Source organism: Anabaena sp. 54, from assembly GCF_017355725.1.
GTDB classification, from domain to species: Bacteria; Cyanobacteriota; Cyanobacteriia; order Cyanobacteriales; family Nostocaceae; genus Dolichospermum; species Dolichospermum heterosporum.
Genome location: NZ_JAAVWA010000022.1, coordinates 35,012 through 59,377, shown reverse-complemented (window position 1 = coordinate 59,377; position 24,366 = coordinate 35,012). Strand labels below are relative to the sequence as shown.

At 35.7% G+C, this 24,366-nt stretch carries 31 protein-coding genes, 2 pseudogenes and 1 CRISPR repeat array; of the genes and pseudogenes, 17 read left to right on the top strand and 16 right to left on the bottom strand.

Annotated elements, in window-relative coordinates; genetic code table 11:
* Positions 1 to 38: 38 nt before the first annotated feature.
* The 3 genes from HEQ36_RS18235 (at position 39) to HEQ36_RS18225 (ending at position 1,306) form a co-directional block, all read left to right on the top strand.
* Positions 39 to 263: a hypothetical protein gene (locus HEQ36_RS18235; RefSeq protein ID WP_168636670.1), complete on the top strand. Its 225-nt coding sequence runs from the start codon at positions 39 to 41 to the stop codon at positions 261 to 263.
* A 184-nt stretch (positions 264 to 447) separates the two neighbouring features.
* Entirely contained in the window at positions 448 to 831 is a 384-nt protein-coding gene (locus HEQ36_RS18230; protein WP_233455546.1) for a hypothetical protein, read from the top strand.
* Between the two features lie 133 nt (positions 832 to 964).
* On the top strand, positions 965 to 1,306 hold the full coding sequence (locus HEQ36_RS18225) for a hypothetical protein (RefSeq protein WP_041457533.1): 342 nt from the start codon (positions 965 to 967) through the stop codon (positions 1,304 to 1,306).
* 126 nt (positions 1,307 to 1,432) lie between these two features.
* On the opposite strand, the gene HEQ36_RS18220 is transcribed toward HEQ36_RS18225, so the two are convergent.
* The gene (locus HEQ36_RS18220) at positions 1,433 to 1,816 is read right to left on the bottom strand and encodes a hypothetical protein (protein WP_290708219.1); all 384 of its coding nucleotides are present in this window, start codon (positions 1,814 to 1,816) and stop codon (positions 1,433 to 1,435) included.
* A gap of 153 nt (positions 1,817 to 1,969) precedes the next feature.
* Positions 1,970 to 2,497, bottom strand: a pseudogene (locus HEQ36_RS18215) (hypothetical protein); the annotation flags it as partial.
* Positions 2,498 to 2,866: 369 nt separating this feature from the next.
* Between HEQ36_RS18215 and HEQ36_RS18210 the strand changes: the two are divergent.
* From HEQ36_RS18210 to HEQ36_RS18170, 9 genes are all read left to right on the top strand, one after another.
* Positions 2,867 to 3,223, top strand: coding sequence for a hypothetical protein (locus HEQ36_RS18210; protein ID WP_168636669.1), 357 nt, complete (start codon positions 2,867 to 2,869; stop codon positions 3,221 to 3,223).
* A gap of 88 nt (positions 3,224 to 3,311) precedes the next feature.
* Entirely contained in the window at positions 3,312 to 3,611 is a 300-nt protein-coding gene (locus tag HEQ36_RS18205) for a hypothetical protein (RefSeq protein ID WP_168636668.1), read from the top strand.
* A gap of 109 nt (positions 3,612 to 3,720) precedes the next feature.
* Positions 3,721 to 4,269 carry a hypothetical protein gene (locus HEQ36_RS18200; protein WP_168636667.1) on the top strand — a complete coding sequence of 183 codons (549 nt, stop codon included), beginning with the start codon at positions 3,721 to 3,723 and terminating at the stop codon, positions 4,267 to 4,269.
* A gap of 103 nt (positions 4,270 to 4,372) precedes the next feature.
* Positions 4,373 to 4,816: a hypothetical protein gene (locus HEQ36_RS18195; RefSeq protein ID WP_168636666.1), complete on the top strand. Its 444-nt coding sequence runs from the start codon at positions 4,373 to 4,375 to the stop codon at positions 4,814 to 4,816.
* Positions 4,817 to 4,898: 82 nt separating this feature from the next.
* Positions 4,899 to 5,186 (top strand): hypothetical protein, encoded by a 288-nt coding sequence (locus tag HEQ36_RS18190; RefSeq protein ID WP_053539820.1) that lies wholly within the window; start codon positions 4,899 to 4,901, stop codon positions 5,184 to 5,186.
* Between the two features lie 105 nt (positions 5,187 to 5,291).
* A complete protein-coding gene (locus tag HEQ36_RS18185) occupies positions 5,292 to 5,516 on the top strand; it encodes a hypothetical protein (protein ID WP_053539819.1) in 225 nt (74 codons plus the stop codon).
* Between the two features lie 41 nt (positions 5,517 to 5,557).
* Entirely contained in the window at positions 5,558 to 6,013 is a 456-nt protein-coding gene (locus tag HEQ36_RS18180) for a hypothetical protein (RefSeq protein WP_053539818.1), read from the top strand.
* Between the two features lie 106 nt (positions 6,014 to 6,119).
* On the top strand, positions 6,120 to 6,440 hold the full coding sequence (locus HEQ36_RS18175; RefSeq protein WP_053539817.1) for a nucleotidyltransferase family protein: 321 nt from the start codon (positions 6,120 to 6,122) through the stop codon (positions 6,438 to 6,440).
* Between the two features lie 168 nt (positions 6,441 to 6,608).
* Positions 6,609 to 6,794 (top strand): hypothetical protein, encoded by a 186-nt coding sequence (locus tag HEQ36_RS18170; RefSeq protein WP_233455544.1) that lies wholly within the window; start codon positions 6,609 to 6,611, stop codon positions 6,792 to 6,794.
* Positions 6,795 to 6,950: 156 nt separating this feature from the next.
* Here the strand turns inward: HEQ36_RS18170 and HEQ36_RS18165 are convergent, their stop codons facing one another.
* Together HEQ36_RS18165 and HEQ36_RS18160 are read right to left on the bottom strand one after the other, a co-directional pair.
* Entirely contained in the window at positions 6,951 to 7,838 is an 888-nt protein-coding gene (locus HEQ36_RS18165; RefSeq protein ID WP_168634808.1) for an IS982 family transposase, read from the bottom strand.
* Between the two features lie 256 nt (positions 7,839 to 8,094).
* Positions 8,095 to 8,394: pseudogene (locus tag HEQ36_RS18160) on the bottom strand (hypothetical protein); the annotation flags it as partial.
* A 500-nt stretch (positions 8,395 to 8,894) separates the two neighbouring features.
* Between HEQ36_RS18160 and HEQ36_RS18155 the strand changes: the two are divergent.
* Entirely contained in the window at positions 8,895 to 9,737 is an 843-nt protein-coding gene (locus HEQ36_RS18155) for a DNA/RNA non-specific endonuclease (protein WP_053539802.1), read from the top strand.
* Here HEQ36_RS18155 and HEQ36_RS18150 read toward each other — a convergent pair.
* Both HEQ36_RS18150 and HEQ36_RS18145 read right to left on the bottom strand, forming a co-directional pair.
* Complete coding sequence (locus tag HEQ36_RS18150) at positions 9,734 to 10,120, bottom strand: nuclease A inhibitor family protein (protein ID WP_053541310.1); 387 nt, start codon at positions 10,118 to 10,120, stop codon at positions 9,734 to 9,736. The two genes, HEQ36_RS18155 and HEQ36_RS18150, sit on opposite strands and share 4 nt — an antisense overlap.
* A gap of 112 nt (positions 10,121 to 10,232) precedes the next feature.
* On the bottom strand, positions 10,233 to 11,186 hold the full coding sequence (locus tag HEQ36_RS18145) for a DUF4351 domain-containing protein (RefSeq protein ID WP_168636665.1): 954 nt from the start codon (positions 11,184 to 11,186) through the stop codon (positions 10,233 to 10,235).
* Positions 11,187 to 11,366: 180 nt separating this feature from the next.
* Here HEQ36_RS18145 and HEQ36_RS18140 point away from each other — a divergent pair, with 180 nt between their 5' ends.
* The gene (locus HEQ36_RS18140) at positions 11,367 to 11,555 is read left to right on the top strand and encodes a hypothetical protein (RefSeq protein ID WP_168636798.1); all 189 of its coding nucleotides are present in this window, start codon (positions 11,367 to 11,369) and stop codon (positions 11,553 to 11,555) included.
* A gap of 91 nt (positions 11,556 to 11,646) precedes the next feature.
* Positions 11,647 to 12,381 (top strand): class I SAM-dependent methyltransferase, encoded by a 735-nt coding sequence (locus tag HEQ36_RS18135; protein WP_290708215.1) that lies wholly within the window; start codon positions 11,647 to 11,649, stop codon positions 12,379 to 12,381.
* A 195-nt stretch (positions 12,382 to 12,576) separates the two neighbouring features.
* Here the strand turns inward: HEQ36_RS18135 and cas6 (HEQ36_RS18130) are convergent, their stop codons facing one another.
* From cas6 (HEQ36_RS18130) to HEQ36_RS18090, 9 genes are all read right to left on the bottom strand, one after another.
* The gene (cas6, locus tag HEQ36_RS18130) at positions 12,577 to 13,716 is read right to left on the bottom strand and encodes a CRISPR-associated endoribonuclease Cas6 (RefSeq protein ID WP_168636664.1); all 1,140 of its coding nucleotides are present in this window, start codon (positions 13,714 to 13,716) and stop codon (positions 12,577 to 12,579) included.
* Positions 13,717 to 13,759: 43 nt separating this feature from the next.
* A CRISPR array of direct repeats spans positions 13,760 to 14,160; the repeat unit is 38 nt; unit sequence GTTTCAGTCCCCTTGCGGGGATTAGATATGCGGAAACC.
* A gap of 209 nt (positions 14,161 to 14,369) precedes the next feature.
* Complete coding sequence (gene cas2 / locus HEQ36_RS18125) at positions 14,370 to 14,663, bottom strand: CRISPR-associated endonuclease Cas2 (protein ID WP_168636663.1); 294 nt, start codon at positions 14,661 to 14,663, stop codon at positions 14,370 to 14,372.
* A complete protein-coding gene (cas1d, locus tag HEQ36_RS18120) occupies positions 14,660 to 15,637 on the bottom strand; it encodes a type I-D CRISPR-associated endonuclease Cas1d (protein ID WP_168636662.1) in 978 nt (325 codons plus the stop codon). Before cas1d ends, cas2 begins: the two co-directional genes overlap by 4 nt.
* A 3-nt stretch (positions 15,638 to 15,640) precedes the next feature.
* Complete coding sequence (cas4, locus tag HEQ36_RS18115; protein ID WP_053539797.1) at positions 15,641 to 16,225, bottom strand: CRISPR-associated protein Cas4; 585 nt, start codon at positions 16,223 to 16,225, stop codon at positions 15,641 to 15,643.
* A 171-nt stretch (positions 16,226 to 16,396) separates the two neighbouring features.
* Entirely contained in the window at positions 16,397 to 17,425 is a 1,029-nt protein-coding gene (cas6, locus tag HEQ36_RS18110) for a CRISPR system precrRNA processing endoribonuclease RAMP protein Cas6 (RefSeq protein WP_168636661.1), read from the bottom strand.
* Positions 17,403 to 18,155: a hypothetical protein gene (locus tag HEQ36_RS18105; RefSeq protein ID WP_168636660.1), complete on the bottom strand. Its 753-nt coding sequence runs from the start codon at positions 18,153 to 18,155 to the stop codon at positions 17,403 to 17,405. The genes cas6 (HEQ36_RS18110) and HEQ36_RS18105 overlap by 23 nt, the downstream gene beginning before the upstream one ends.
* Complete coding sequence (locus tag HEQ36_RS18100; protein ID WP_290708237.1) at positions 18,136 to 18,966, bottom strand: DevR family CRISPR-associated autoregulator; 831 nt, start codon at positions 18,964 to 18,966, stop codon at positions 18,136 to 18,138. Before HEQ36_RS18100 ends, HEQ36_RS18105 begins: the two co-directional genes overlap by 20 nt.
* A 130-nt stretch (positions 18,967 to 19,096) precedes the next feature.
* Complete coding sequence (locus tag HEQ36_RS18095; protein ID WP_290708209.1) at positions 19,097 to 20,014, bottom strand: IS982 family transposase; 918 nt, start codon at positions 20,012 to 20,014, stop codon at positions 19,097 to 19,099.
* A 167-nt stretch (positions 20,015 to 20,181) separates the two neighbouring features.
* Positions 20,182 to 21,315, bottom strand: coding sequence for a hypothetical protein (locus tag HEQ36_RS18090; RefSeq protein ID WP_205748585.1), 1,134 nt, complete (start codon positions 21,313 to 21,315; stop codon positions 20,182 to 20,184).
* A gap of 227 nt (positions 21,316 to 21,542) precedes the next feature.
* Between HEQ36_RS18090 and HEQ36_RS18085 the strand changes: the two genes are divergently transcribed.
* Positions 21,543 to 22,484: an Rpn family recombination-promoting nuclease/putative transposase gene (locus HEQ36_RS18085; RefSeq protein ID WP_168636658.1), complete on the top strand. Its 942-nt coding sequence runs from the start codon at positions 21,543 to 21,545 to the stop codon at positions 22,482 to 22,484.
* 407 nt (positions 22,485 to 22,891) lie between these two features.
* Positions 22,892 to 23,215: a hypothetical protein gene (locus HEQ36_RS18080; RefSeq protein WP_290708191.1), complete on the top strand. Its 324-nt coding sequence runs from the start codon at positions 22,892 to 22,894 to the stop codon at positions 23,213 to 23,215.
* 2 nt (positions 23,216 to 23,217) lie between these two features.
* On the opposite strand, the gene HEQ36_RS18075 is transcribed toward HEQ36_RS18080, so the two are convergent.
* The gene (locus HEQ36_RS18075; protein WP_290602942.1) at positions 23,218 to 24,204 is read right to left on the bottom strand and encodes an ISH3 family transposase; all 987 of its coding nucleotides are present in this window, start codon (positions 24,202 to 24,204) and stop codon (positions 23,218 to 23,220) included.
* Positions 24,205 to 24,366: the final 162 nt, after the last annotated feature.

Here is a 24,366-nt window from a genome sequence, read left to right as displayed (position 1 = left end):
GCTATCGCTTTGGGGTTGTGTTGTTGTTAGTTAAGATCATGACCACTGCATTCGTTAAACGTACAGGAATCAACCCTTTAAAATCAATTGAACTCACTGTTGAGCAATTAAATATACTATTCAATGAACCCCGAATTACTGGAGTTGTTGATATTTCAGATTCAGGTAAGTTAATTGTCAACTGTGAAGACGGTTTATCTAGGATGATTGGGTTTTCTGATAGTCAGATAATTTGGTTTGACAGTTATTCAGACCCGGATTAGTAGAAAAAAGGGAATAGGCATGAGTTAATCTATTCCCAGCACTACATCATCTATTAACTAAACTCTAGCCATTGTTTGATTTTAACATAATCACTAATAAAATCAAGCTTTATATAGTGAAATGAAGATTACAAAAATCATTGATGCTATCGCTTTTTAGTCTTGGTGTTTTTGAGATTTAATGATGAATAAAATCAATTTTGCGGGTATTGAAGGTAAGGTTTTACAAGTTAGTCCACATGGGAATTATCAGGTGGTGGAACTGAGCGATAGCGAAGCGCTCCGTAGGAATCGCATTACCATTGTGGGTACTTATTCAAACAAGTTTCATTGGCCAGAATCCACCGATGAAAGCTCAGGATTCACTAGCTTTATCACTTACATTGGTTTGAAACAACAAGAGTTCCCCAGATTTAGAGATTGGGTAATTGTCAATAATGGCTATTTCGAGGGAGACGACGGCACACCCCGACAATCCAAACGAGTCCGCAGATTTCCACTGGAGATTAAGGTGAGGGGGTTACTCGCTGAATCTGTTGTTGAGTTGATTCATGGGGAAATTGGATAATGTTTGAAAATGCAGGTGACAGTTACCAATTAAGGTAATTGAGGATTGAAACCAGCAATAACAAATAGCAAATAGCGTTATTGATTATCGGTAATGCTATTGCTTAATGTTCAATAATATAGGGGATTGTATCATGATTGGACAATTATTCACCACTGGAATTGGTATTTATCAAATGTATCCCGGTGATGATAACAAATGGATTGCCCAAGTTGATTTTGAGGATGAAAGTCATGCCCAATTATGGGGTGTGCAAGGGACTTTAGCAACAAAATATGGTGATGATTTATTGGAATCTGTGAGAACCGTTAAACAGGATGCCGAGAATTTGGGGATGAGAATGTTGTCATTACCTGATACTAAACTCAGACTCTATGTGAAACGATTGTTTGTTGATAATGCTGAAGTATGGAAACAAATTGAATCTGTAGGTAAGGAACTTGATTTGGAAGTGATTTCTTGTTTACCTGAATAATTAATTCAAACAATTGTCTACATTTAATCAATTGCTAGATACTAAGAGTAATAATTTTTGAACATTAGTATTCTGCTTGTTTATCCCTGACTTTTGATAAAATCATAAATCAGGGACATAACAGCATTATTTTGGCTGTAATACTGCGTTAATTAATGTTTGAAACTCATCCAGTGAATTAACGCTAATGGTTTTTAAATGTAGGTTTTTTAAAGCCATTAAATCATTAATTTCTTTGAGAGTTTCCATTAATTTTTCAGGTAAAGTACCAAAGCGATTTTCTAGTAAATCAAAAATGTTTTGTTGGCAGGTTTCTTTAGCACCTTTTACTTGTCCTCTTTCTTCTGCAAGTTCTTCAATAGTGCTGAGGAAAGGCATATTTAACTCCTTTTCGTGTTGTTCTAATTTATGGTTAAACTCTAATTGCAATGGTGGTGGTAACGTCATCATTTTATCAATGAACTTGACTAAATTAATAATGTCAAATTTAGTTAAGCCTTTTTGATACAATGGTCTGACTAAGTTCCATTTCCATTGTTCTCTTTGCGTTAAGTCCTTAGGAACGCAAATTTAATAACCTGCAATTCTGACTTAACCTGAAATGGTGCGTTACGCTGTCGCTAATACACCCTACTTTTACACTTTATTTAATTCATATTCCTTAGTAGTGACTTTGGTTTTCAGATGTGCCATTACTATTATAGCAAACAGATTGTTACTTGCAGCTAGTTCTTCCCATTGATAGTCTAGCAGTTTCACTGTACTGAATTTGATTTTAACTTCACTATCCCCTAAACCGTATTCATAACTATTTGGTCGCCAACTTTTGTTTTCATCTCCTAATATTGCTAAACTTATTACTGGTTTATTAAATAAATCAAATGAACGATAATTATAGATAAACATTCTTTGAGGAAACTGTTTATCATATTGACTTTGGACTTCTATATGAATCAAAATCCAAATTATTTCATTATTCAATAACCAGACTTGAAACAATTTATCCGCATAACGTTTTTTTGTTTGACTAGATGCAGTAATTTGTTCTAGTTCTTTATCTAAAGAAATAGGGGGTTTACTCCAGTCAATTTGTTCGTATATTTTTGGATAAAAGAATTGTAGAAATGATTCAAAATATTGTCCTATAGCTTCTTTCCATGTTTGATCATAGTTCGCTGTTGCTTCTGTCATATTTGCCCCCGGTTTTTGGGATTTATAATAAATCCCCAACTTCTTTATGATACCATTAATTTTGTTGTCAATAGTATGATATTGTCTGAGATTTATATACTGCAAAATTTAGTATAATTAATAATGCCCCTGGCGTTGATAATTTAGTATGGTTTGGCGATTCCTACGGAGCGCTTCGCTATCGCTTCACTGCTCATTCACTTGAGAACCCCGAAGTATTATCAATATTATCAGCATTGTAAACATAGGTAATCAGCCCCCTATTGGCATTGATAGCGCAGCGTGGCGTAAGCCATAGTCTTGAGTTACCCGGAAGTTATCGGTAGGGGCGCTATCGCGCAGAGGGGGCGTTGTTTTCGAGGTTTTGTTATGGCTATCAACATTCTTTCCAAAGCTGACAAGAAACTTTCTCAACTCAAGGATGGAATTCGAGTTTTGGCTTGGGAACAGTACAAGATTGATAATCGTGTTAAAGGTCAGGAAGGTTATAAAATCTTTGAAGCAGAATGGTTAACTCATGACATTCATAAGATGGATCAAGCCAAGTTTGATAAGTTTATTGCAGGTTTAGGTTATACCGTAGATGACTTACTTGCTGAAAGGAATAGATATTATCAGAAACGTAATCGAGCTACTGGTATTGGTAATGAACCCGCTAGTTTTGATAACAAACCTGCCAGTGTTGATTATGTTGAAGGTAATCAACCAGATAACATTCCATACTAATTAGTTTACAGTCCTAGTCTCCTTTGGGGATTAGGGCTTTTTTTTAATGTTATCACTTGATGTTTTTGATTATCTAACATGAGGAATTATGGCAATTAACATCCCCAGTAAATTTGGTAGCGGTTTACCTGAACCCAATAAGAAAAAGGGTATTGACTTTGATAAACTTACTGAAAAACTTCGCTTTGAACGTGATAATATTCAACCCTATTTAACTAATCATCAACTTCTATTCTATCATCATAATTGTGATTTATTTGTAGGTAATTACTATCACGGTAAAAATCATTTCCTGAATGTGAACTTCACCGGCGATGAAAGTGAAGAATACCCACCACATCGTAATGATGAATATGATGAAGTTGGTAAGATTTTAGCTCACATTTAGTCATTTAGTCATTTAGTTTAATAGTCTTGACTCCCACTGTCAGGACTTTTTTGATGTTTAGTCGTTGGGGCGCTATCGCTGAGGGAAGTTGAGTAATTTGGAGAATTTCATGAATCCTAACCCCAGTGATTTGAAATTAGTTAGTAAAGTTAAATCCGAAACTTTAGCTGATTTAAGAAGCTTTTGTAGAGAAAGTGTGAATTTAATGACCAGTGATGTTTCTAGTTACGCTCAAGGCAGATATCGCCTTTGGTTATTTCATGAGTGTGATTTGAGAACTCCAAGTACAATCACTAAAGCTTATCATAATGATAGACTTGGGAATTTCTGTCAGCGAGTTTACCCCGGAACTAATATCGGCTTGTTAACTTTCGGTGGCAAGATTGGTAATATTCAAAGTACCGGATTGATTATACCACATCGAGATCATAGTTATTCTAGAGCGATTCCTGCGGAGCGCTTCGCTATCGCTAGAACTGTGAATCTTGGTAGTTGTGTATTTCACTATGATGGTAAGGAATATCAATTAAATGATGGTGATATCATCGAGTTTAATTGTAAGAAACTTCATGGTGTAACTAAAATCTTGAGTAATGAAAGATTTAGTATCAATCTTTGGCAGTTGAATCAAGAGAAAGGTTATCATCCAGTAGTTTAATTACAAAAATAAATAACTCCAGTTTAGCAATAGATTGGAGTTAAGTAAATTAATTTGTGGGGACGCTATCGCTGACAGGGGGCGTTGTTTTTTTGTATTCATCATGTTTTATCAAGCCCCTGAAATCCAAGGCAGTATCCGCAATCTCCGTCAATATTATCGTGAATCTATGCGTCAAGACGTATGGGCTTATGAAATATATATTGATGACGTTTTGGTGAAGAGTGAAGATTGTCATTGGTGGTCTAACACCCGTGAAGAAGTTATCACAGAAGTTAAAGAAATCGGCGAACAACTCAAGCAAAAGGAGTTAGTTAAACGAGAATTAGCTACTGTTGGCGATCGCATTTACGTAAAGTGGTGTACAGATATCACCAGAGCAGGTAAAGCTCAAGGTATCACCGGCTATTATGGGATATTTGAAAAGCGGCATCTCTATTGTTGTGCTACTTATCAGAGTTTAGATGCTGCATTAGCGAAATTGGGTGAAATTGAAAGTAGAAATGATGCTGAGAAGGCGTTATTTAATTCTTTCAGAGATGATTAATTTATAGTTATCAACCCCAGTCATTAGATTGGGGTTATTTAATGCTATCGCTTGTTGACTATGATGTTTTTGTAATATCATTATGTCAGAATATACTGAATATCATGAAGCTCATGGAATGCCAGTTTCTGTAACAAAATATGAACCGGAAGATTGGGAGTTAGAGGTTCAGGAATACGAACAACGAGATAGTGAAATGAAGACAAATTTAGCAATAGCTCTCAATAATATGTTATCGGCAAAGTTCCAAGTTGAGAACCTGAATAATCCTACTATATCGTATGAAGTAAGGATTGAATTGATTAGTAGATTTATTAACAACACCATTAAATCTATTCAGGAAGTTCAACAATTAACTGACATTGAATAAACCCATGAGTCTCTAGTTTATCTAGGGACTTTTTTTATTGCTATCGCTAAAGAGGATACCAAACTTGCCCGGTTAGACGAGGATATTCAACGCATTACTGGGGAATTGGCTAATAAACATTCTGAACAGATTGCAGATATTGAATCTCAGATTGCTAATCACCGGGATGCTATTGAAGAATTGGAGAAACAACAGGCTAAATTATTGAGCGATAGCGAAGCGCTGCTGCAAGCAGTTCGCCGCATCATCACACTCAAGAAACAGTACCATGAACACCGGGAATCAACATTGTCTTTAGACCCTGGTTTATCGGTGTTTTTGAATGATTGAATACTATCGTTTTCTAGTGTTGTTGAGTTCAATGCTAAACAATGGAATTAAGAAGATATCGGTTTAATCGCAAAGTAGGTAAAATTTACTTAGAAGTTGGTAATCAACTGAGTGAAATTGGGTCTATTTTGAAGATGATTATATTATGGGCATCTACACCAATATTTGGTAAGCCATTTGCCCATTTACCTGCACAGAATTGGGTGCAAATAACGTTTCTTGATATGCAAGGAAATTGGTGTTATGCACTGTTGAATAGTGGAACTACTGATGCTTTAAATCCTTGGTTACAATACAGAAAACAAGTGGAATCAGAACTGGAATTATGTGGAGTAATCACCACCATTAGTTTTAATTTAGTTGAAGGTGAACATGAATGTTTTGATTATTCATTTTCGGGAGTTCGGGGAAAACCAGGACTCGAAGAACGGATGAAAACACTGATTGATAATAGTGGTCATGTTTTGGTGGATACATCGGTAAATTTATTGACGTAATAGTTGGGAGATAGGGGAAACCTAAACAAACATAAATTGCTTTATTATTTAAATCGAAGGATTAAGAAACAGTTAGTAAAGATTGGTTTTTTTTAGAGGAATAGACATGATACAGGATAGTGATCGAAAAATTGTTTCAGAGTTTCGCTCTCGACTAGAAGCGATAATTCCCATTTTGGATTTACGGGTATTTGGTTCAAGAGCGAGAGGTGATGCTACAGAAGAATCAGATTTAGATGTGTTTATTAAAATTACTGAATTAGATAGATCATGTCGAGAAAAAATTAGCGATTTGGCGTGGGAAGTAGGTTTTAAATATGATCTAGTTATTTCCACCTTTGTAGTTACAGAAGCACAGGTAGAAAGGGGAGCTATGGGAGCTAGTCCCTTACTGTCTAAGGTGTTACAAGAGGGTATTGCTATATGATAAATCAGCAACTAAAGTTATTAATTGAGTACCGTTTATCCGAAAGGGAAGAAATGTTAAGAGAGGCGAGTATTTTATTAAAAAGGTCAAGAGACAGGTGTGAGTTATTGATTTTTTCTTTCAATTGGTATTAAGGTTTCCAAATTAAACAATCTAACACCTATATCTATGACGAAAATTCCTAGCATTTGGAATATTATAGCCAACGCCAAAAAACGGGGATTAGACCTGACGGAAAACGTTTCCCGTCAACTGGAAATTGTGGGATTGGTGTTACAGGGTGTGGGGAGATTCACTGCTGAAAGTTTTCGGACCAGTCGTTTACCATTATTGAATTTACCCGATGATACCTGAGTTCGATGTAAATAAAAAGTCTAAAAGTACGTAACAGCAACAGTTCTGTCAATAAGTATTGGTTATTGAGAATTAAAGCCCACGCCAAAAAGTTCTCAAAAAATTAATTTTTTGAAATGTATTTACTATTAGGTAATATTGATATTTAATTGGTAATTAAGCTAATAAAACTGGTAAGGTTTCAATTTCATTTTCATCAAATCTTAAAGAAGGTTTTTTAGGTTGCCAAGTATAAGCTATTATTGCAGCAACAACATTAACCATGAAATTAGTAACACTTCGATGTCGAGAATGAGCAAGTTGTGAAATATTTTTGAGTTGGTCATTAACAGTTTCAATTAAAGAGCGTTTTCGGAGCATTAATTTCTCCTCCAGGGACAAGAGCTTATTCCGCATATTTTTCTTGAAAGGAGTGATTAATTTGAGTCCATTAGACCAAAGTTCAAGCCAGAGTTTTTGAGAAATATATCCTTTGTCTCCAAATATTTTCCCAAATAAGTTCTTAGTCAAAGTGGGAACAGGTTTTCGGTCATCTGTATTTCCAGGAGTAATTTGAAACGCAAGTAACTCTCCTTGATCATTAATAATCAAATGAAGTTTAAACCCAAAATACCAACAAATAGAACTTTTCCCCCAGCCAGCTAAATCTTTAAAGACCTTATTTGTCTTGGCTCTTTTAGAATGACAAATGGGAATAGAGGTACTATCAATAAAACTTATACCTGTATTGAGTCCTTTTCGTGTATTCAGATAATACATCAAGGGAATTAAAGCATTTGGCATTAATTCAACAAATCTTTGATAACTCACTAAATTGGGAAATTCACCTTGGCAATATTTGAAGATATGTTTCAGGTAATAATCTTTAAAATTGCGGTAACTAGAGCGATGAAAATACACAATTATTGTCATAATTTCACTTAGACATAATCGGCTGGGTCTAATTCTTTTTTTTATTTGGGATGGGATAAGTTGAGCTTGAAATATTGGCTCAAAATAGGTACAAAAATCATCAATTTCACAGAAAATAGTTTCTAATTCCATGAGTTATAATCATTAATTTTCTTTAATTAAACCTCTTCTATTGTCCCTAATCTGAGGTACTTTGAGTTTGTATTCAAATAGTATTCGTAATATAAATTTAGATTTTGTTATGAAAATTTACTTAAATCTAGGCTGGTTTCCTATTAATTCTCAATAATTAAGGCTTATTGAGAATATAGGCTCTTTCCAGAAAAGCCTCTAACCCTTTTGAATACTCATTTTTAGCTGGTTTTCTTACATCGAACTCAGGTGCGAGCGAAGCTATCGCTTTTTCAATTTTCTCCAACTGTTTACCAAGGACTTCTAATTTAGTGGCCACCTGTTGATCTTGCTGACAAAGGTGCGTTTCCAGTTCCCCCAGCTTCTCCTCCACCTGCTGTAATTCGCTGGTTGCTTCCAGTTTTACACTGCTATCGAACTGCGCTATCAGTTCCTGTAATCCTTGCAATAACGCCGTTGTGTGACCGTCGCGGTGGATTTTTGCTAGTTGCCGTACTACCGGAATTAGTACAGTCGGCACGCGAATCATTTCACTGGGTAGGGTCTTGTTATTCATGGCGATATCAGTTTTGATATCAATTGTAAACCAAATTTTCCTCTAAGAATTTCCGACTCCCCGGTGTCGGTTCGCAGACAAAGTGAAAATTGTCGCGGACTATGTAAAAATTTGTCGCAGACTAATTGAGAATGACCTTATGTTACCCTTATCCTCTCGTTCTACACGGCGATGCTCCAAAGGAGCCGCCGTAGGCATCGCTACTTACAGAATTATTGCTCCAAAACCTATACTGTAATGAGTTGCGAACTTTTATCCTCATTTGGCGGAAAATTTCAATTAGTCCGCGATTTTGGTAGGAATTTTTCATCTACTCCGCGACAGATTTTCACTTTGTCTGCGACAAGGTAAGTTAGAACCCTGATTATTCCGTTGAAATTTTTTCAATTAGTCTGCGAACCGACACCGGCAGATACCAAAAGATTGCACAAGCAGATTGCCATTGTTGACCTAATTGCTTTACAGTTTGTTTAAGTGTTTCAATAATAACCGAGTAATTTATGATCAAGTTTATAAAAGTCCTAAAAGTCCGATTTTTAATTAGTTTTGCAATTGGGCTACTGATTTGTTCACCGGCACAAGCACAAACTTTAGAATTAGAACCAGAATTACTTGCTAGAAATATACCATCGGTTCATTTACTGTTGGGTAATCCCAGTCAAGCCACAACCAACATCAATAACCCTGATAATGACTTGATGATAAAACCCCAGTATGTACTGTCTTACAATCGCAGTAATGGTACTCCTAATTGGGTAAGTTGGCAGTTAAATAAATCATGGTTTGGGGATGCCCCACGTCAAGATAACTTTAGACCAGATAACACATTACCTGAAGGTTGGGAACGCATCAAACCCACTGCTTATAATGGTTCAGGGTATGATAGAGGTCACATTACCCCATCGGCTGATAGAACCCGTAGCATTGAAGATAATACAGCAACCTTCTTAATGAGTAATATGATGCCCCAAACACCCGATAATAATAGGAATACTTGGGGGAATCTGGAGGATTATTCTAGGGAATTAGTATCACAAGGTAAGGAACTTTATATTATTGCTGGTCCGGTTGGCAGTAAAGGTAAATTGAAAAACCTAGTCACAATTCCCCAATCCACTTGGAAAATTGTTGTAGTCCTAGATCCTGATGCTGGACTCAAGGGTATTACTGCTAATACCCGTGTTATTGCTGTCAATATCCCCAATGATGAACAACTTGATAATAATTGGAAGGTCTTTAGAACCAGTGTGGATACCCTAGAAAAACTAACAGGGTATGATTTTCTCTCTAATGTTTCTCCCAATATTCAACGGGTGATTGAAAGCAAAGTTGATGATCTTTAGGTTTCGATAACTTTTGTGGAAACCCCTGCTATACCATCAGGGGTATTACCGGTAATGTAAACATCAATTTCTCTATTACCTATTTTGTAAACTTGTAAATCTATTAAATTAGTTTTTAAGAGATTCACAAGATTCTGAAACTTTTTCACAGTGGCTTTTTCCTCGTCTTCGTGCCAATCTTCTGCGGTTACAGAGTTTCTAAAGAAATCATCAATTTCCACAAGTTTAACGGGTGTCTCCTGAGAATGACCCGTTTTTTTTAATACTGTAGCTTCATTCAATACTGCGGATTCCCATGCGAAAACCTCAAATGGGTACTCTGATTCACTGGTCATCAGTAACCCGTCGGTGGCTTGTTTTAATATGTTTGTGATGTTGGTCATTTTAGCGTTCACGAAGTGTAGTGTAACTATCCCTAATAATTTAATTTTCTCTAATCCCAGTTTCTCAGTTTTTAGTGTTCCCCACAATTAATGAAAAGTGGGGTTGTTACTTCTAGGACTCTGGTTTATTTTCTAACCACTGTTCTAAATCAGTGATAGAGGAGAAATCCAAGAGCGCTTCACCAAGTAATTCTAACTGCTCAATTGTCAATGTCCGAATTGTCTCAATGAATGATGATTCAATTTCACCAATTCGCCGATTTAGTTGGCGGAGAATTAGTTGTTGTTCTCCTTTTAATTCACCGCGTTCCATTGCTAATTCTTCTGTTGGACTAATGAAAGGCATTTGATTTTCCTCCTCTAAATGTTTAATTTTAGCCACTAATCCTCGTTGCAATTCTTTGGGTAATGACATCATTTTATCAATGATTTTAAAGAGTTTAACAATTTTTTCTTTTGTTAAGCCTCGCTCGTAAAGTCCCCTAATTAATGTCCATTTCCATTGTTCCCGTTCTGCTAAATTCCCCGTGGTGGCTTTGGTTTTCAAGTGTGCCATTACTATGATAGCAAAGGGATTATCACTTGATTCTAGTTCATTCCACCGTGATTCATAGTCTAGCAGTTTAGCAATGGGAAACTTCAAACTTAATTCACAATCTAACATGGCTTGTTCATAACTGTTAGGTCGCCAAGTGGAACTTGTATCACCTAAAATTGCCAAACCCACCACAAATTTATGATAAAGGTCAAAGGCTCGGTAGTTATAAATATACATTCGTTCCTGGAAGTCAACATCATATTGGCTTTGAATTTCAATATGAATTAAAATCCATACTTGTGTTTTATCCAATAACCAAACTTTATACAGTTTATCGGCAATCCGTTTTTCAGTTGCTGACGACGCTGTAATTTGTTGCAGTTCTTTATCAAGTGATTCCGGTGGTTTTGTCCAATCAATTGCTTTATAAGCCACAGGAAAGAAGAAGGATAAGAAACTATCAAAATATTCGTTTAAGGCTTCTTTCCAAGATTCATCGTAATTCGCAGTAATTTCATTTTTGTTCATAAAATGCTATACTAATAATTGTTATTGCAACCTCAGTTTCTTTACTTTAATTTGCTGGTATCTATATAATATTCTAGCCTAAAATAGTTACTTTTTCATAAATACTCTATGTTTCAAATAAAGTAAAAACCTATTTTTAAATACGGAGAAGTTTTGATTAATTTAGATACTAAAACGGCAATGTTTACTAAAATTGATTCAGTTACCATTATTAATAATGTTACCTTGTTGGTATTCTATACAGAAGCCCATTGTTGGCAGTTCCGGTTAATTAGTGCTGGTGGTGAGGTATTTGGGGAACGCAAGCTTTATTACAGTCCAGAAGCAGCAGAAAAAGCGGGGCGGGAATGGATTGATCTGGATAGTTGATTTTTTCTTAAGGGATGTAAAAAGAATTGATTGCAGCAAGGTATTGTTTAAATCTACCTTTTGATTTATGAAATTTTCTTATAGGATTTCTATGATCAATTATAGTTTGCTAATTGGTCAAAAATATCACTTAAAAAGAATGAAACATAATAAAGTTAGTCGAAACATAGAAATTACTAATGATGCCGCTCCAGGTGCAGCTATTTACAGTAAATTTATTCTTGAGATTTATGATTTGTTTGTACTAGGTTTATCAAATACATTTTTTTGGCAATGCCCAACTAAATTAATTCTCGAATTTTACAACCAACATATCTCTGATCAACATTTAGATATAGGGGTAGGAAGTGGTTATTTTTTAGACAATTGTAAGTTTCTGAATCCTAATTCTAGAATTACTTTAGTAGATTTAAATCCTAACAGTCTTGAATTTACGGCACGACGGATAAAACGATATAAACCAACTTCGCTTATTGCCAATATTTTCCAACCCTTACCTTTAGAACCAAAAAGTTTTGATTCTATTGCCATCAACTATTTATTACATTGTCTTGCTGGTAATAACATCTTGAGTAAGGAGATTGTTTTTGAGAATCTTAACATCTTGCTTAAAGATGGTGGAGTTTTATTTGGTACAACCATTCTTGGTAAAGGATTATCACACAATTTATTTGCTAGACAATTAATGCGTGTATACAATATTAAAGGAGTATTTGGCAATACAAATGACACTTATGATGATCTAGAAAAGATTCTCATAAAACATTTTCGTGCTTATGAAATTCATGTTGTAGGGTGTGTTGCTTTTTTTGTGGATCGTAAATGAAAAGTAAATGAATTTAGTTTTGATTAACTACTAATTTTTCCAATATTGCCTGATTAATTCGTTGGGATTCTTCACTAGAAGTTTACCAAATCCTTGACCCATAATGCTACCTCTGTCTATATGGGAATTTTAGCAGATTGGAAGGTGGTGTTATCTTTGTCATGTTAGAGGTAATTGCAATTTTGCAGAAAAATGCTAAACATTGGATTGTGTATCTTTAAGCATCCGACGAGCTAATTTAACATAGGTTTTCGCTGTGGTGTAAGGTATTTCTAAATCCTCAGCTATTACCTGTAATGATTCCCCCACTTCCCGCCGGGCTAAAATCGTTGCCCAAGTTGTAGCAATTTTTTCCGTGCGTTCTCCTCCTATCCGTTTACGTTGTGCTGTGAATATTGTTGTCAATTCCTCAATGCGTTCTGGTAAGATATTTGTTATCGCTGTGGAAGATATATTTGATTCTGGGTTTACCCAGTCCAAGCAGGTTTGTCCGAGTCCAAAGGTAGTTTTATGGCCTGTTCCGCAGTAGGGAGCAAGTTGCACTAAAGCATCAAATAATTGGGTAAATTCAATGTTATCTAAGGCAGTTTTAGTTAATCCCAGAGAAATTGCCCCTGTAAAACCAGTGACAGAACCCCGTTTACCTGCTGCAACTTTGACTGATTCTAAGCGATGTTTGTGAATGATGACGTTTTCGTCTATCCATTCTAGAAAAGCATCTTGTTCTATGGGCATTCCTGAAAAATCATTCCAGCGTCTGAGGTAACTATGGAAAAGATTGAAGGGAACAGGAAGGGGAAAATGATGCCCTTTACGGCGAAAACTGGTAGGGGAAATAAAACTCAGATTAATGTTTTTATGGTTGATAGATGATTGTAGTAGTTTGTTGTAAGTAGTTGGTGGATTAACAATACTTATCTGTTTTACTTGTAAGCAAGCATCCCTTAATTTCAAAGTAGTTGGCGGTTGTATTAACCACTGACTCAAGAACTGAACTACTGGTTGAGAAATAGCGTTTATCTGCCAACGATATATCTGATTTGCTTGCAGTTGTAGTTGTTTTCCGGTGGGCAGTAATTGACCTTCTAGTGCAGAAATGCTGAAGGGTTTTTCTGATTCACTATCATGTAAGTATGCTGAAAGCGTTGGGTTAATTTGCCGCACTTGATCCAAAAACCAAGCATGAAGTCCAATGGTATATTGCGAGTAGAGAGCGGTGGAATCAGTTACTTCTAGGTCAAAAACTAAGCTAACTAATTCGGTATCATCTGCCCATATTAAAGGGGTGTTTTTTGATGGGTTTTTACGTTTGCTAGATGTGGCTGATTCCGGCATTTTTTTTGATGCTAGATGGTTTTTATGATCCGCATTTTACAACCTTTCAGTCCCCTTGCGGGGATTAATTATGTGGAAACCATATGATGCTTTTCTTCAACGGTTTATAATTGGTTTCAGTCCCCTTGCGGGGATTAATTATGTGGAAACCTAGAGTATGGCAAAGCCGTATTCCAGCTAGAGTGGGAGTTTCAGTCCCCTTGCGGGGATTAGATATGCGGAAACCAGTCCCATAATGCGGTTCTAGGGTGAAGAATTACAGTTTCAGTCCCCTTGCGGGGATTAGATATGCGGAAACCAGTTCCCCGAATTTCTCTGCGGCTTGTATTTATGTTTCAGTCCCCTTGCGGGGATTAGATATGCGGAAACTTGCAGCGTTTACATTCCTGAAGCTGTTCTTGAAAATGTTTCAGTCCCCTTGCGGGGATTAGATATGCGGAAACCCCGCCGTCTGAAACATAATCTGGGGGCGGAGTCCAGGAGTGATTTTGGCGGACCTCTCAAAAAACCTTATTTCAGGCTTTGGGTCAAGCACAAACTGAAACTAATGAAACGCTGAAAGTATTTAGTTGTCAAGGTTCTGGCTGTTTGGCGAATCTCTAGGGTTTTTGACCCCGCTCTAGGTCTGCCAAAAATTTAAGCTGATGTATCAATTATATAATGATAGCCTGTTCTTGTCTAGGAATTTCCGAACCATAAGTAATAGTTCTTTTCACACTCCCAGCATCCAGCACATACATTCTAATAGAATCCTCATCAGACTTGATCAGTTTTTCTATCTTGGTTTGCAACTGAGCAAATTGTACAGCAGTCAAAAAACACTCAAACACACTGTATTGAGTCCACTTACCATAACCACTGAGCATTTTATGTAAACGAGTCCGGCGTTTATTGGCTGCTTTATTGTCAGGTAAATCATAAATAATCAGATAAAACAGTGTTGTCATCTTAGTGATAAAGGTTTGTAGGGAATACCTTCTTGTAAATGACGACTTAGTAATCGTGCTTGTAATTCTATTGCTCGTCTGTAGGTACAACGATAATCAAACACTGGGTGTTTAAATTCATCATTCATTTTTTTGTCAAAAGCTTGCAAAAAAGTTTTCCTTGCATTATCTTTCAACCGATAAGCTCCCAAACTTTCATTAAAATCTTCGGGTTTAATTTCGTGTTTATGCAATAATGACAACACCAAATTATCAGCAATCAAAGCCCGAAATTCCTCCATCAAATCCAACACCATTGCCGGTTGACCATGATGAACTTCGTGGAGATAGCCAATATAAGGATCTAATCCTGCTACATGAACACCAGTCATAACTTGACCTTGTAATAAAGCATAGGCAAAACTGAGTAAAGAATTTACAGGGTCAGTAGGTGGACGGCGATTTCTGCCATTAAAAGTCCATTGTTTACCTACCATTCTTTGCCAACAAGCAAAATATTCCTTAGCTGCCAAACCTTCAACACCACGAACTTGATCTATATTTTGTTGAGTTTTAACTAAAACTTTCCGTTCTTTAAGCGGATTATCCTTTTCATTATGTCGGTACAAGACATTATATTGATTATGAATCTTTGCTGTGACAATTGCCTTAACTAATTCCAAACGCCGCACAGGATCATGATAAACTGCATACTGTGCCAATCTGAGTTGACCATTACGAGAAGACTTAGGTAAAGCCGAACCCAAGTATTTACCAAAACTAGAAAGATAATGCACTGGCATTCCCAATTCTAAAGCATAGACAAAAGCATCACCGGTGACTTGGGGATTACCCATCAAAATAACTTCGTCTACAGTTTGAGCCGCAACCTTTTGTTTTTTCCAAGAACCGTCTTCTTGTTTCAAAGCGACTTGAAAAGCTTCATAATCTTTGCTTAAAACAGCATCGGGTTGAATGATATAAAGAGTAGTCATAATTTAATATTCTTGACGTTGTAATTGTTTGACTTCAAAGGGTAAACAAATTCCTTGCAGACTACATGATTGACATTTTTTGGGATGATCAATAGGTGCTGGCATTTTGTTTTGACTTGCAACATGAGCGAGGGCTATAGCTTGTTCTGTCATTTGCCTTAATTGCGGTGTAAATGCCACAGTTTGTCTTCTGCGGTTGGCATGATAAAATATTTCACCATAGGTAATCGTGCGACCCGTGCGTTCTTCCAAACATAAAGCCGCAGCACAAACTTGAAAATGGTCATTTAGGTGTTGTGCCATCTTGCCTTTTTTGTATTCCACAGGCACAAGTTGACCATCGTATTCCTCAACAGCATCAATAATCCCGGAAACTTTGAGACGTTCTGACCAGACCCATTGTTGTTGATGAATTAAGGTTTCCCCTTCTTGAAAAGTGCCTTCTTCATTAATATTGCGGTGGACATGACGGCCTAAAATAATATGTTCATTGTCTGCCATTTCTCCTAATACATATTCTAGGTAAAATCGTCGAGGACAATATTCCCAGGCATTCAAGTAAGCTAATGGTAAATAATCTTCATTCATTTTATTTGGTAATTGGTAATTGGTAATTTTTCGTTTTCTCGTTTTTCTCGTTCCCATACTCTGTATGGGAATGAATTCTAGAAGGCTCTGCCTTCAATAACAGCAGAGGCAGAGCCTCTGTGATAGCATTCCCAGTCAGAGACTGGGAACGAGATACGAAATTCTTCATTTTTAATTTTTAATTCTTAATTTTGAATTGACCTGTCCCATACCCATAGCTGTTTTACGTCCGACTCCAGAAAAGACCGCGAAGTTAGCTAAAATAGTGGCAATTCTGGCTTGTTCTGAGTCTGGAAACCGATATTTGACCCAGCCGACAGTACCAATTTCTGCACCAGCTTCCATCTTCAAAGCATGGGTTTTCAGTTCAAAAGCAGAAACTAAACCCTGCCATTCAACTTGAGGAAATTGTAATTCTGCGGGTGCAAATCTATTCCAACGACGTAATAAACTGTTAAATACTAAATCAGGTAATGGAAAAGGTTGGATATTTTGATTCTGTTTAAAACTGGTGGGGGAGAGAAATTTTAATTCAATTACATTTTGTGATGGTATCTCTAAAAGTTTTTCAAAGCTGCTAGATTGATAAATATTTATCCACTTGCCTAATTTACAAGATATTCCTGCTAATGTAATTTCACCACCTAAATTGTTACTTAATCCCCACAATAAAGGTGCTAAAAGTTCTTGTTTTAACAGCGTAATTCTCAATTGGATTCTTTGCGGGGAAGTGTACTGTATTCCTATCGTCATTGGCAAAGTATCTTGTTGATGCAAATTCTCTGCTAGAATAGGATCTGCATTAGCAATCCATTGAAAACATTGAGCATGAATAGCCTTTCCTAATGTTGCTGGTAATGGTGCAGTAGCAGAAATTGAAATGAGAATTACATGAAGGTTATTAGAATCAACTTCAACACCTGTTAATTGATATGAATTATTTTGCCAATCCAGGGTGATGCTTTTACCAATAATTCGCTGACAAATTGATTCCATCAGTTGGGGATATAGTCCAGAATCTGGCAACACAGGCATGATTTTGGTAATACCATCAGCAATGTGTAATTGAATCCAAACAGGTGTAGGTTGAATATCTGATAACCAAGATTCTAAGGTGACAGAATTGATAATTTTTGCATCTTGTCTAAGGATTAAACTCATCCCAGCAAATGTAGTCTCAATATCTTCTGTAAATGTCATAACGAGTGCTGGTGGCGATAAGTTTCAATGGTAGAAATCCTGATTTAATCACTCGGTCTTTATTGAGTTGGGCTTTATCAGTGGAAAAAGGATTAATACGACTAAATGTGGTTTTTTCACCTAAATCATCCATTGGTTGAATTGTAAAACCAGTAGCAGGATTTGGTAGAAATAATGGTTCAGAAGTTTCTTGTTTCAAGTCTGGTAAATATTGAAAAAAACATCCCTTTTTACCAAAATAATTAATTTGGGCAAATAATTGTTCTAGTTCTAATAAATGGTTTCCTGCACTACAACAAATTTGCAGATGTCCTTGTAAATGTACCCATTCCCGAAATACAAAACCATCCTGCATAGGGAGAGTTAGACGAGTTTTATCAGCCTTATCTGCGGATTGATCGTAATAGCGGAGTTTGTAACCATTACGATTAACAACTAATCTTTCTGGAGTACAAATATAAATGATTAAATCTCGAATCCAGGTAAATTCAGTTTTAATCCATTGTTCAAAATCATTTGGATGGTGTCTTCCCTGACTTTCTAACAACACTTTTAACAATGCCATTTTGATAGCATAAGGAGTAGGTACTAAATTAGACCTTGCTGCCATGCTGGTAGCATCAGAACGTTTGAGAGAAAATAGGCTAACAGGTTGATATGTTACAGTTAGCCATGTAGTTACGGTTTCTGATGTTGGGGAAGTTTTATATTTAGGAGATTGCTTCGGCATTTTCACTATCCCAAGGTAGAGTTTGAGCAATCAAAATTTCAATCTGATCTGCAAATTCAGCCATATTGTCAAACTTAAAACAGCGAATTGTCTCAGCACCATTAAGTTTATTTAATGTGGCTGCTAAACTGTCAATTTGGGTTTTATATTCTGGTTCTAAAGAACTAATCATTGGTGCAGGACAACGCCGACTACTAATAGTAATTACACCTTCAAAATTATCAGGGTGCGGTAAATTAGTATTGCGTTTTGCACCATTGGGTTGTAAATAGGTATAAAGCACACTTTTTAGTAAAGCATCCAGGCGTTTTTTCCGTTCAGAAATATCAATGCTATAACCAAAATTGTGGGGGTTATAACCAATTCTAAAAGCCTCAATATTGAGAACAGTGGCATATAAACCCGAACTAACTTGCACATTATAAGGAGTGGGATTATCTACACCATATTTGGCATGAAAATAACTCTGGGTTTTTACACGATTTGGTAAACCAACAACCGCACCAAATTCAATTACAGAGTCGCGTTTGAGGGTTTGTCCACCTTTAACAGTCACCATGAAACCTTCTAAATCGCTGATGGTGCAAAGTTGCAGAACTTTACCAGTTTTCGCTGATAAATCAGTATCTTTATCTGTGAAAATTGAGAGATTTTTTTCTAGATCATAACCAATTCTATCGGGATTAAATTGTTTACCACCCTCAGATAAACTTAGTCCAGATTCAAGGGCAACACGGTGTAAATGTTCAGATTGAATATGTTTGAACATATCCCCAGAAATACCATTTACATACTCACCTGAGTTCGATATAAATAATCATCCTGAAAACTAATTATATCGGGCTTTTCTCAATTAGCAATGATTATTGACAATAAATAAACAAGAGAAAACAATCCAAAATTGAATATTTTGGACTCACAATTTAATTGCATGAAAATAATTAAATTAATAAAGCTGGTAGAGAAGTTACTTCATGTTTATCTAATTTTAAAGAAGGTTTTTTATCTTGCCAAGTATAAGCAATTAAACCAGCAATAATATTAACCATAAAATTATAAATACTGCGATGACGAGAATGAACAACTTGGGAAATATTTTGATAGCCTGCGTGGCGTAGCCATAGTTGGTCATTGACAGTTTCAATTAAAGCTCTTTTTCTTAACATAAGTTTTTCCCACAATTCAACTAATTTATTCTTCATATTCTCCTTAAAAGGAGTAATTAATTTCACATCATTTTCCAATAGTTCCTGAAATAAACTTTTAGAAATATATCCTTTATCTCCAAAAAGTCTTCCCCATAAATTTTGTGCCAAAGTAGGAACTGGTTTCCGGTCATCAACATTTCCGGGAGTAACTTGAAAAGCTAATAATTCGCCTTGTTCATTAATAATTAAATGAAGTTTAAATCCAAAGTACCAATCCACAGAACTCCTGCCCCAGCCCGATAAGCCACGGAAAACTTTATTTCTTTTTGCTCTTTTATTATGACAAATAGGAATACCCATGCTGTCAATAAAAGAGATGCCACTACATTGACCTTTTCGACTATTAAGATAACAAATTAAAGGCAGTAAAGCATCAGGCATTAATTCAACAAAGCGATTATAACTCACTAAAGATGGAAAATATCTGTGGTATCTGTGGTAGTTTGTTAAAATGCTTTTTTGATAATAGTCCTGAAAATTACGATAACTTGATTGGTGAAAATGAACAATAATAGTCATGACTTCACTTAAACATAAGCGACTTTTTCTTTTTCTTTTTTGTGACTGGCTCGAAATTAGTTCTGAGTTCAATTTTGCTTCAAAATCCAAACAGAAATCATCTATTGCACAAAATAATTGTTCTAATTCCATTGTCCATTTTTCCTTGCTCAAACAACTACTTTATTCTTAAATCTTTGGTACAATCTTGAGTATGATTAGTAATGTTATTTAATGGTTTTTAAGAAAAATTTACAATTTATATTATTTATTCCCAAGAAATTGTCAATAACCGGAAATTATTGATAACCGCTAAAAATTCATTTAATCCTGAAACTCTTTCCAGTCAACACTTGTAAGTTATTCTCTTCCGTCGAACTCAGGTAACCTGGTAAACCTAAAGAAAACACTTCTTTGACACCATAAACTTGACCTTTAGAACCAAAGTGAGTTCCAATAAAGCTACTAACAAAATGATTAACTGACTGCAAAAAATCATCAAATTCATCTTCTTCAGTATTGACTATGATTTGATGATGATTAAGTAATTCTTGACAAAAACGTAATATCAACTCAGCATCAAATCTAGCAATTCCGTGACCCCCAGAAGGTGGGTTTAATTGACGCAGCTTATTCAATACTTCACGGTATTTACTTAACTGAATATCTTGAGGTTCAAGAACAACAACACGCCAATCATAAACTCGTTCTGCGATTTTGATTCTTTCGGCGATACCAAAGGTAAATAAACCCCCAGCAATCAACCATAAACTTAACCAATCGGTTTTTTGAGAATCTACTTTATTACCATCTGCTTTAATGCGATTCACACCTTGGACAGATGTAGGTAAATAAATTTTAACTGCACTGGCTGTTTCTGGTAATTTCTGTCCAGTAGCCTCAGTAAATAACTCATTTACTAATTTATTAACATCCTCTGCTTGTTGGCTGAATGCTGTAAACAAAGCAACCAATAAAGCCCCATAATGGTCTTTAATTTGCCATCCTAAATACCACAATTCGTTATGATTGCGGTCATGGCGCATGGAAGTAAGAATTACGCCATTTTGGGTACTTGGATGCGGTGGTTTTGGTGAATCTTCGTTAAATTGGGGTTTACCTTTTCGTTGAAATAAATACTCCCGGTAAAGTTTTCGTCTTTCGGTTTTCTCCACTGTGTCAAAACATTCAGTTTCCTGGGATATTTTGCTAATGTCAGTCTTTTGACCTTTGACTGGTGGAAAAGGATCGGTATAATTGAGTTTATCTACCAGTTCTAAATTGACTGTCTGTTTTAGTTTTAGGCAGTAGTGTGTTCCTTGATCTAAAAGTTGAATTGCACTTTTTTGATTAGTAGCTTTCAGGGCATACTCCACAAGCTGCGCCAAACCTAACATCAAGAAAGTGTCAGCATAAGTGCCGTATTTCTTGGTAACAAATAGCTGCTGTGTCATTTGTCTTTCAACTCATAGGAGTTGTGTACTTCCAATCAGTGTATACCCACCTGGAAGAGGGCTATTCCAACCGAAAGACGCTATGATATTTCTGCAATCTGAGTAAGAGACTTCCAAGAAATAAATTATCCTAAGAAACGAACCACAGAGGCACAGAGTACACAGAGAGAGAATTTCTGCATCAGTTTTGGGACATTTTTTTATTTGGAAGTCTCTAAGAAAAACCAGTGAGTGAAGTAAAAGCCGATTATGATGGTGCTTGGAAGGAAGGTGTAGAACAATACTTTGAGCCGTTTCTGGCATTCTTTTTTCCAGAAATTCAAGCAGAAATTGACTGGACACGGGGTTACGAGTTTCTTGACCAAGAACTCCAGCAGTTGATCCGAGAATCTGAAATTGGTAAGCAATTTGTTGATAAACTAATTAAAGTTTGGCTAAATGATGGTAAAGAAACCTGGTTACTGATTCATTTGGAAATCCAAAGTCAAGTAGATACTGGCTTTGCTAAACGGATGTTTTCTTACCATTACAGAATTTTTGACCGCTATAACCAGGAGGTTGTGAGTTTAGCTATTCTCGGTGATAGTCAAGCAAGTTGGCGACCTCAAGAATACAGTTATGGACGTTGGGGATGTCGTTTAAGTCTTCAGTTTCCTACTGTAAAATTACTAGATTATCAACCCCGTTGGTTAGAATTAGAAGCAAGTGATAATCCCTTTGCTGTACTTGTGATGGCGCACCTGCGAACACAAGCGACAACTAAAGATTTAACAGGCAGATTACGGTGGAAGTTAAGCCTAGTTAAACGGATGTATGAGTTAGGATATAGTAGAGATAAGATTCTTCAGTTATTCGATTTAATTGACCGACTGATGGCTTTACCACCAAATCTGGATTTGAATTTCAAAACTGAATTGAAGCAGTTTGAGGATGACAAAAAAATGGCATATATAACAAGTGTACAACGTATAGAAAGATCGCAAACTCTCCAAGAATCTGTTGTTAAAATTCTAAAAACCCGATTTCAAGATACTCCGTCTAAGTTAGTTGAACAAATCAATCAAATTTATGAGCATGAGCGATTGAATCAGCTATTAGAGGAGGCTATTACTACAGGGTCAATTTCTGATTTTCAGCAACAATTAAGTCAGGAGAATACAGATACTTGATTCTAAAGTTGTACGGAACGTTGGTCACACAGTCGTAAAGCCCTAACTACCAGCAAGTAGAGATGAAAATACTCAAATTCATCAGCAGTATTTAACTGATTCAAATCAAACTCTTTTTTAATTGGGTAGATACTTTTGCTTAAATTTGCTGGTGCTAAAGGTAAACTCTGATTTAACCTGAGTTCGACGGAAGAGAATAACTTACAAGTGTTGACTGGAAAGAGTTTCAGGATTAAATGAATTTTTAGCGGTTATCAATAATTTCCGGTTATTGACAATTTCTTGGGAATAAATAATATAAATTGTAAATTTTTCTTAAAAACCATTAAATAACATTACTAATCATACTCAAGATTGTACCAAAGATTTAAGAATAAAGTAGTTGTTTGAGCAAGGAAAAATGGACAATGGAATTAGAACAATTATTTTGTGCAATAGATGATTTCTGTTTGGATTTTGAAGCAAAATTGAACTCAGAACTAATTTCGAGCCAGTCACAAAAAAGAAAAAGAAAAAGTCGCTTATGTTTAAGTGAAGTCATGACTATTATTGTTCATTTTCACCAATCAAGTTATCGTAATTTTCAGGACTATTATCAAAAAAGCATTTTAACAAACTACCACAGATATTTTCCATCTTTAGTGAGTTATAATCGCTTTGTTGAATTAATGCCTGATGCTTTACTGCCTTTAATTTGTTATCTTATGATTGGCTGGGTAATAATTTCTTGACGCTAACCGGATGGAATATAAATGCTTTCAACGACTTGATATTTCCTCTGTAGGGCTTGAGATAAAAAAGCTAACATCTGTTTGAGTGTGAAAAGTGTGCGATAAATTAATCGACTACCCTTCCTTTTACGGCTGATTTTGAGCCATAGTAGATTCACCCAGATATTAACTAGAAGAAAGGATATTCCAATGAATAGTAATCTCAAAACTGGATTTTTGTTATTCGTCTTAATTCGACAAATATTTTTCAGACGATAACTAGTTTCAATGCCAAATCTTTTTCGATAATCTTGATAGATATAATTTAAATTTGTTTTGACCTTATAAGCAAGATAAACAAAGTATTGAACTCCATGCTTTTTATGCTTTCCCTTTCTATATTTACAGACAATCCATAAATCAAATGTGACGAAATCATCTTTGTCTCTTGTAATGGTATAGGTAGTTTTATAACTTTTTTTACCCTTGAGAAATTGTTTGATTCCTCCTTTTTTTCCAGTCTTGATAGCAGGCATAAGAAAGGGGATATCTAATGCCTGTAACCATCTAATTACAGGAGTATTAAAAAATCCTCTATCCAAGTAGAGTTTTTTTACATTTATTTTGAGGGGTTCAAGTTCTGCTAATAAATAAGTAATTAAAGCCACACTAGTATCTAATTGGCGAACACCTCTTATTGCCAGAGTTACACGCTTATTATTACTAATAACGTATAAAGTGGCATAGGCGTAAAATGAATTAGTACCAGATTTAGCTTCACTTCGATATATGTAGGGTAATTCTGACGGTGTTGGTTTACCATAATAACAAATTAAATTTAAATCAATCGCTATTTTTAAACACCCCTTTTTTAATCCTAAAGGAATTCGACTTTTTAATGCTTGATTTATTTGCGCTTCTAATTCCTCAAAATTATTAATTTTATTGAGATGATATCTAATATCATTAGCTGTCGGAATATTTTTTAACAATTTAGCTGTGTTTTCAATACTGTCTCCAGTGCTGGCTGCTTTAACCAGAATCTCGAATAAAGTTTGTTGGTCACAGGCTCCTTGCGTTTCAATCGAAAAATTTTCTACTAAACACTGAATAACCTGCGTCTTGGGTTTCTGAGTCGGTTAAAACGAGTTCTTCTGTAGATTCGCCCTGCG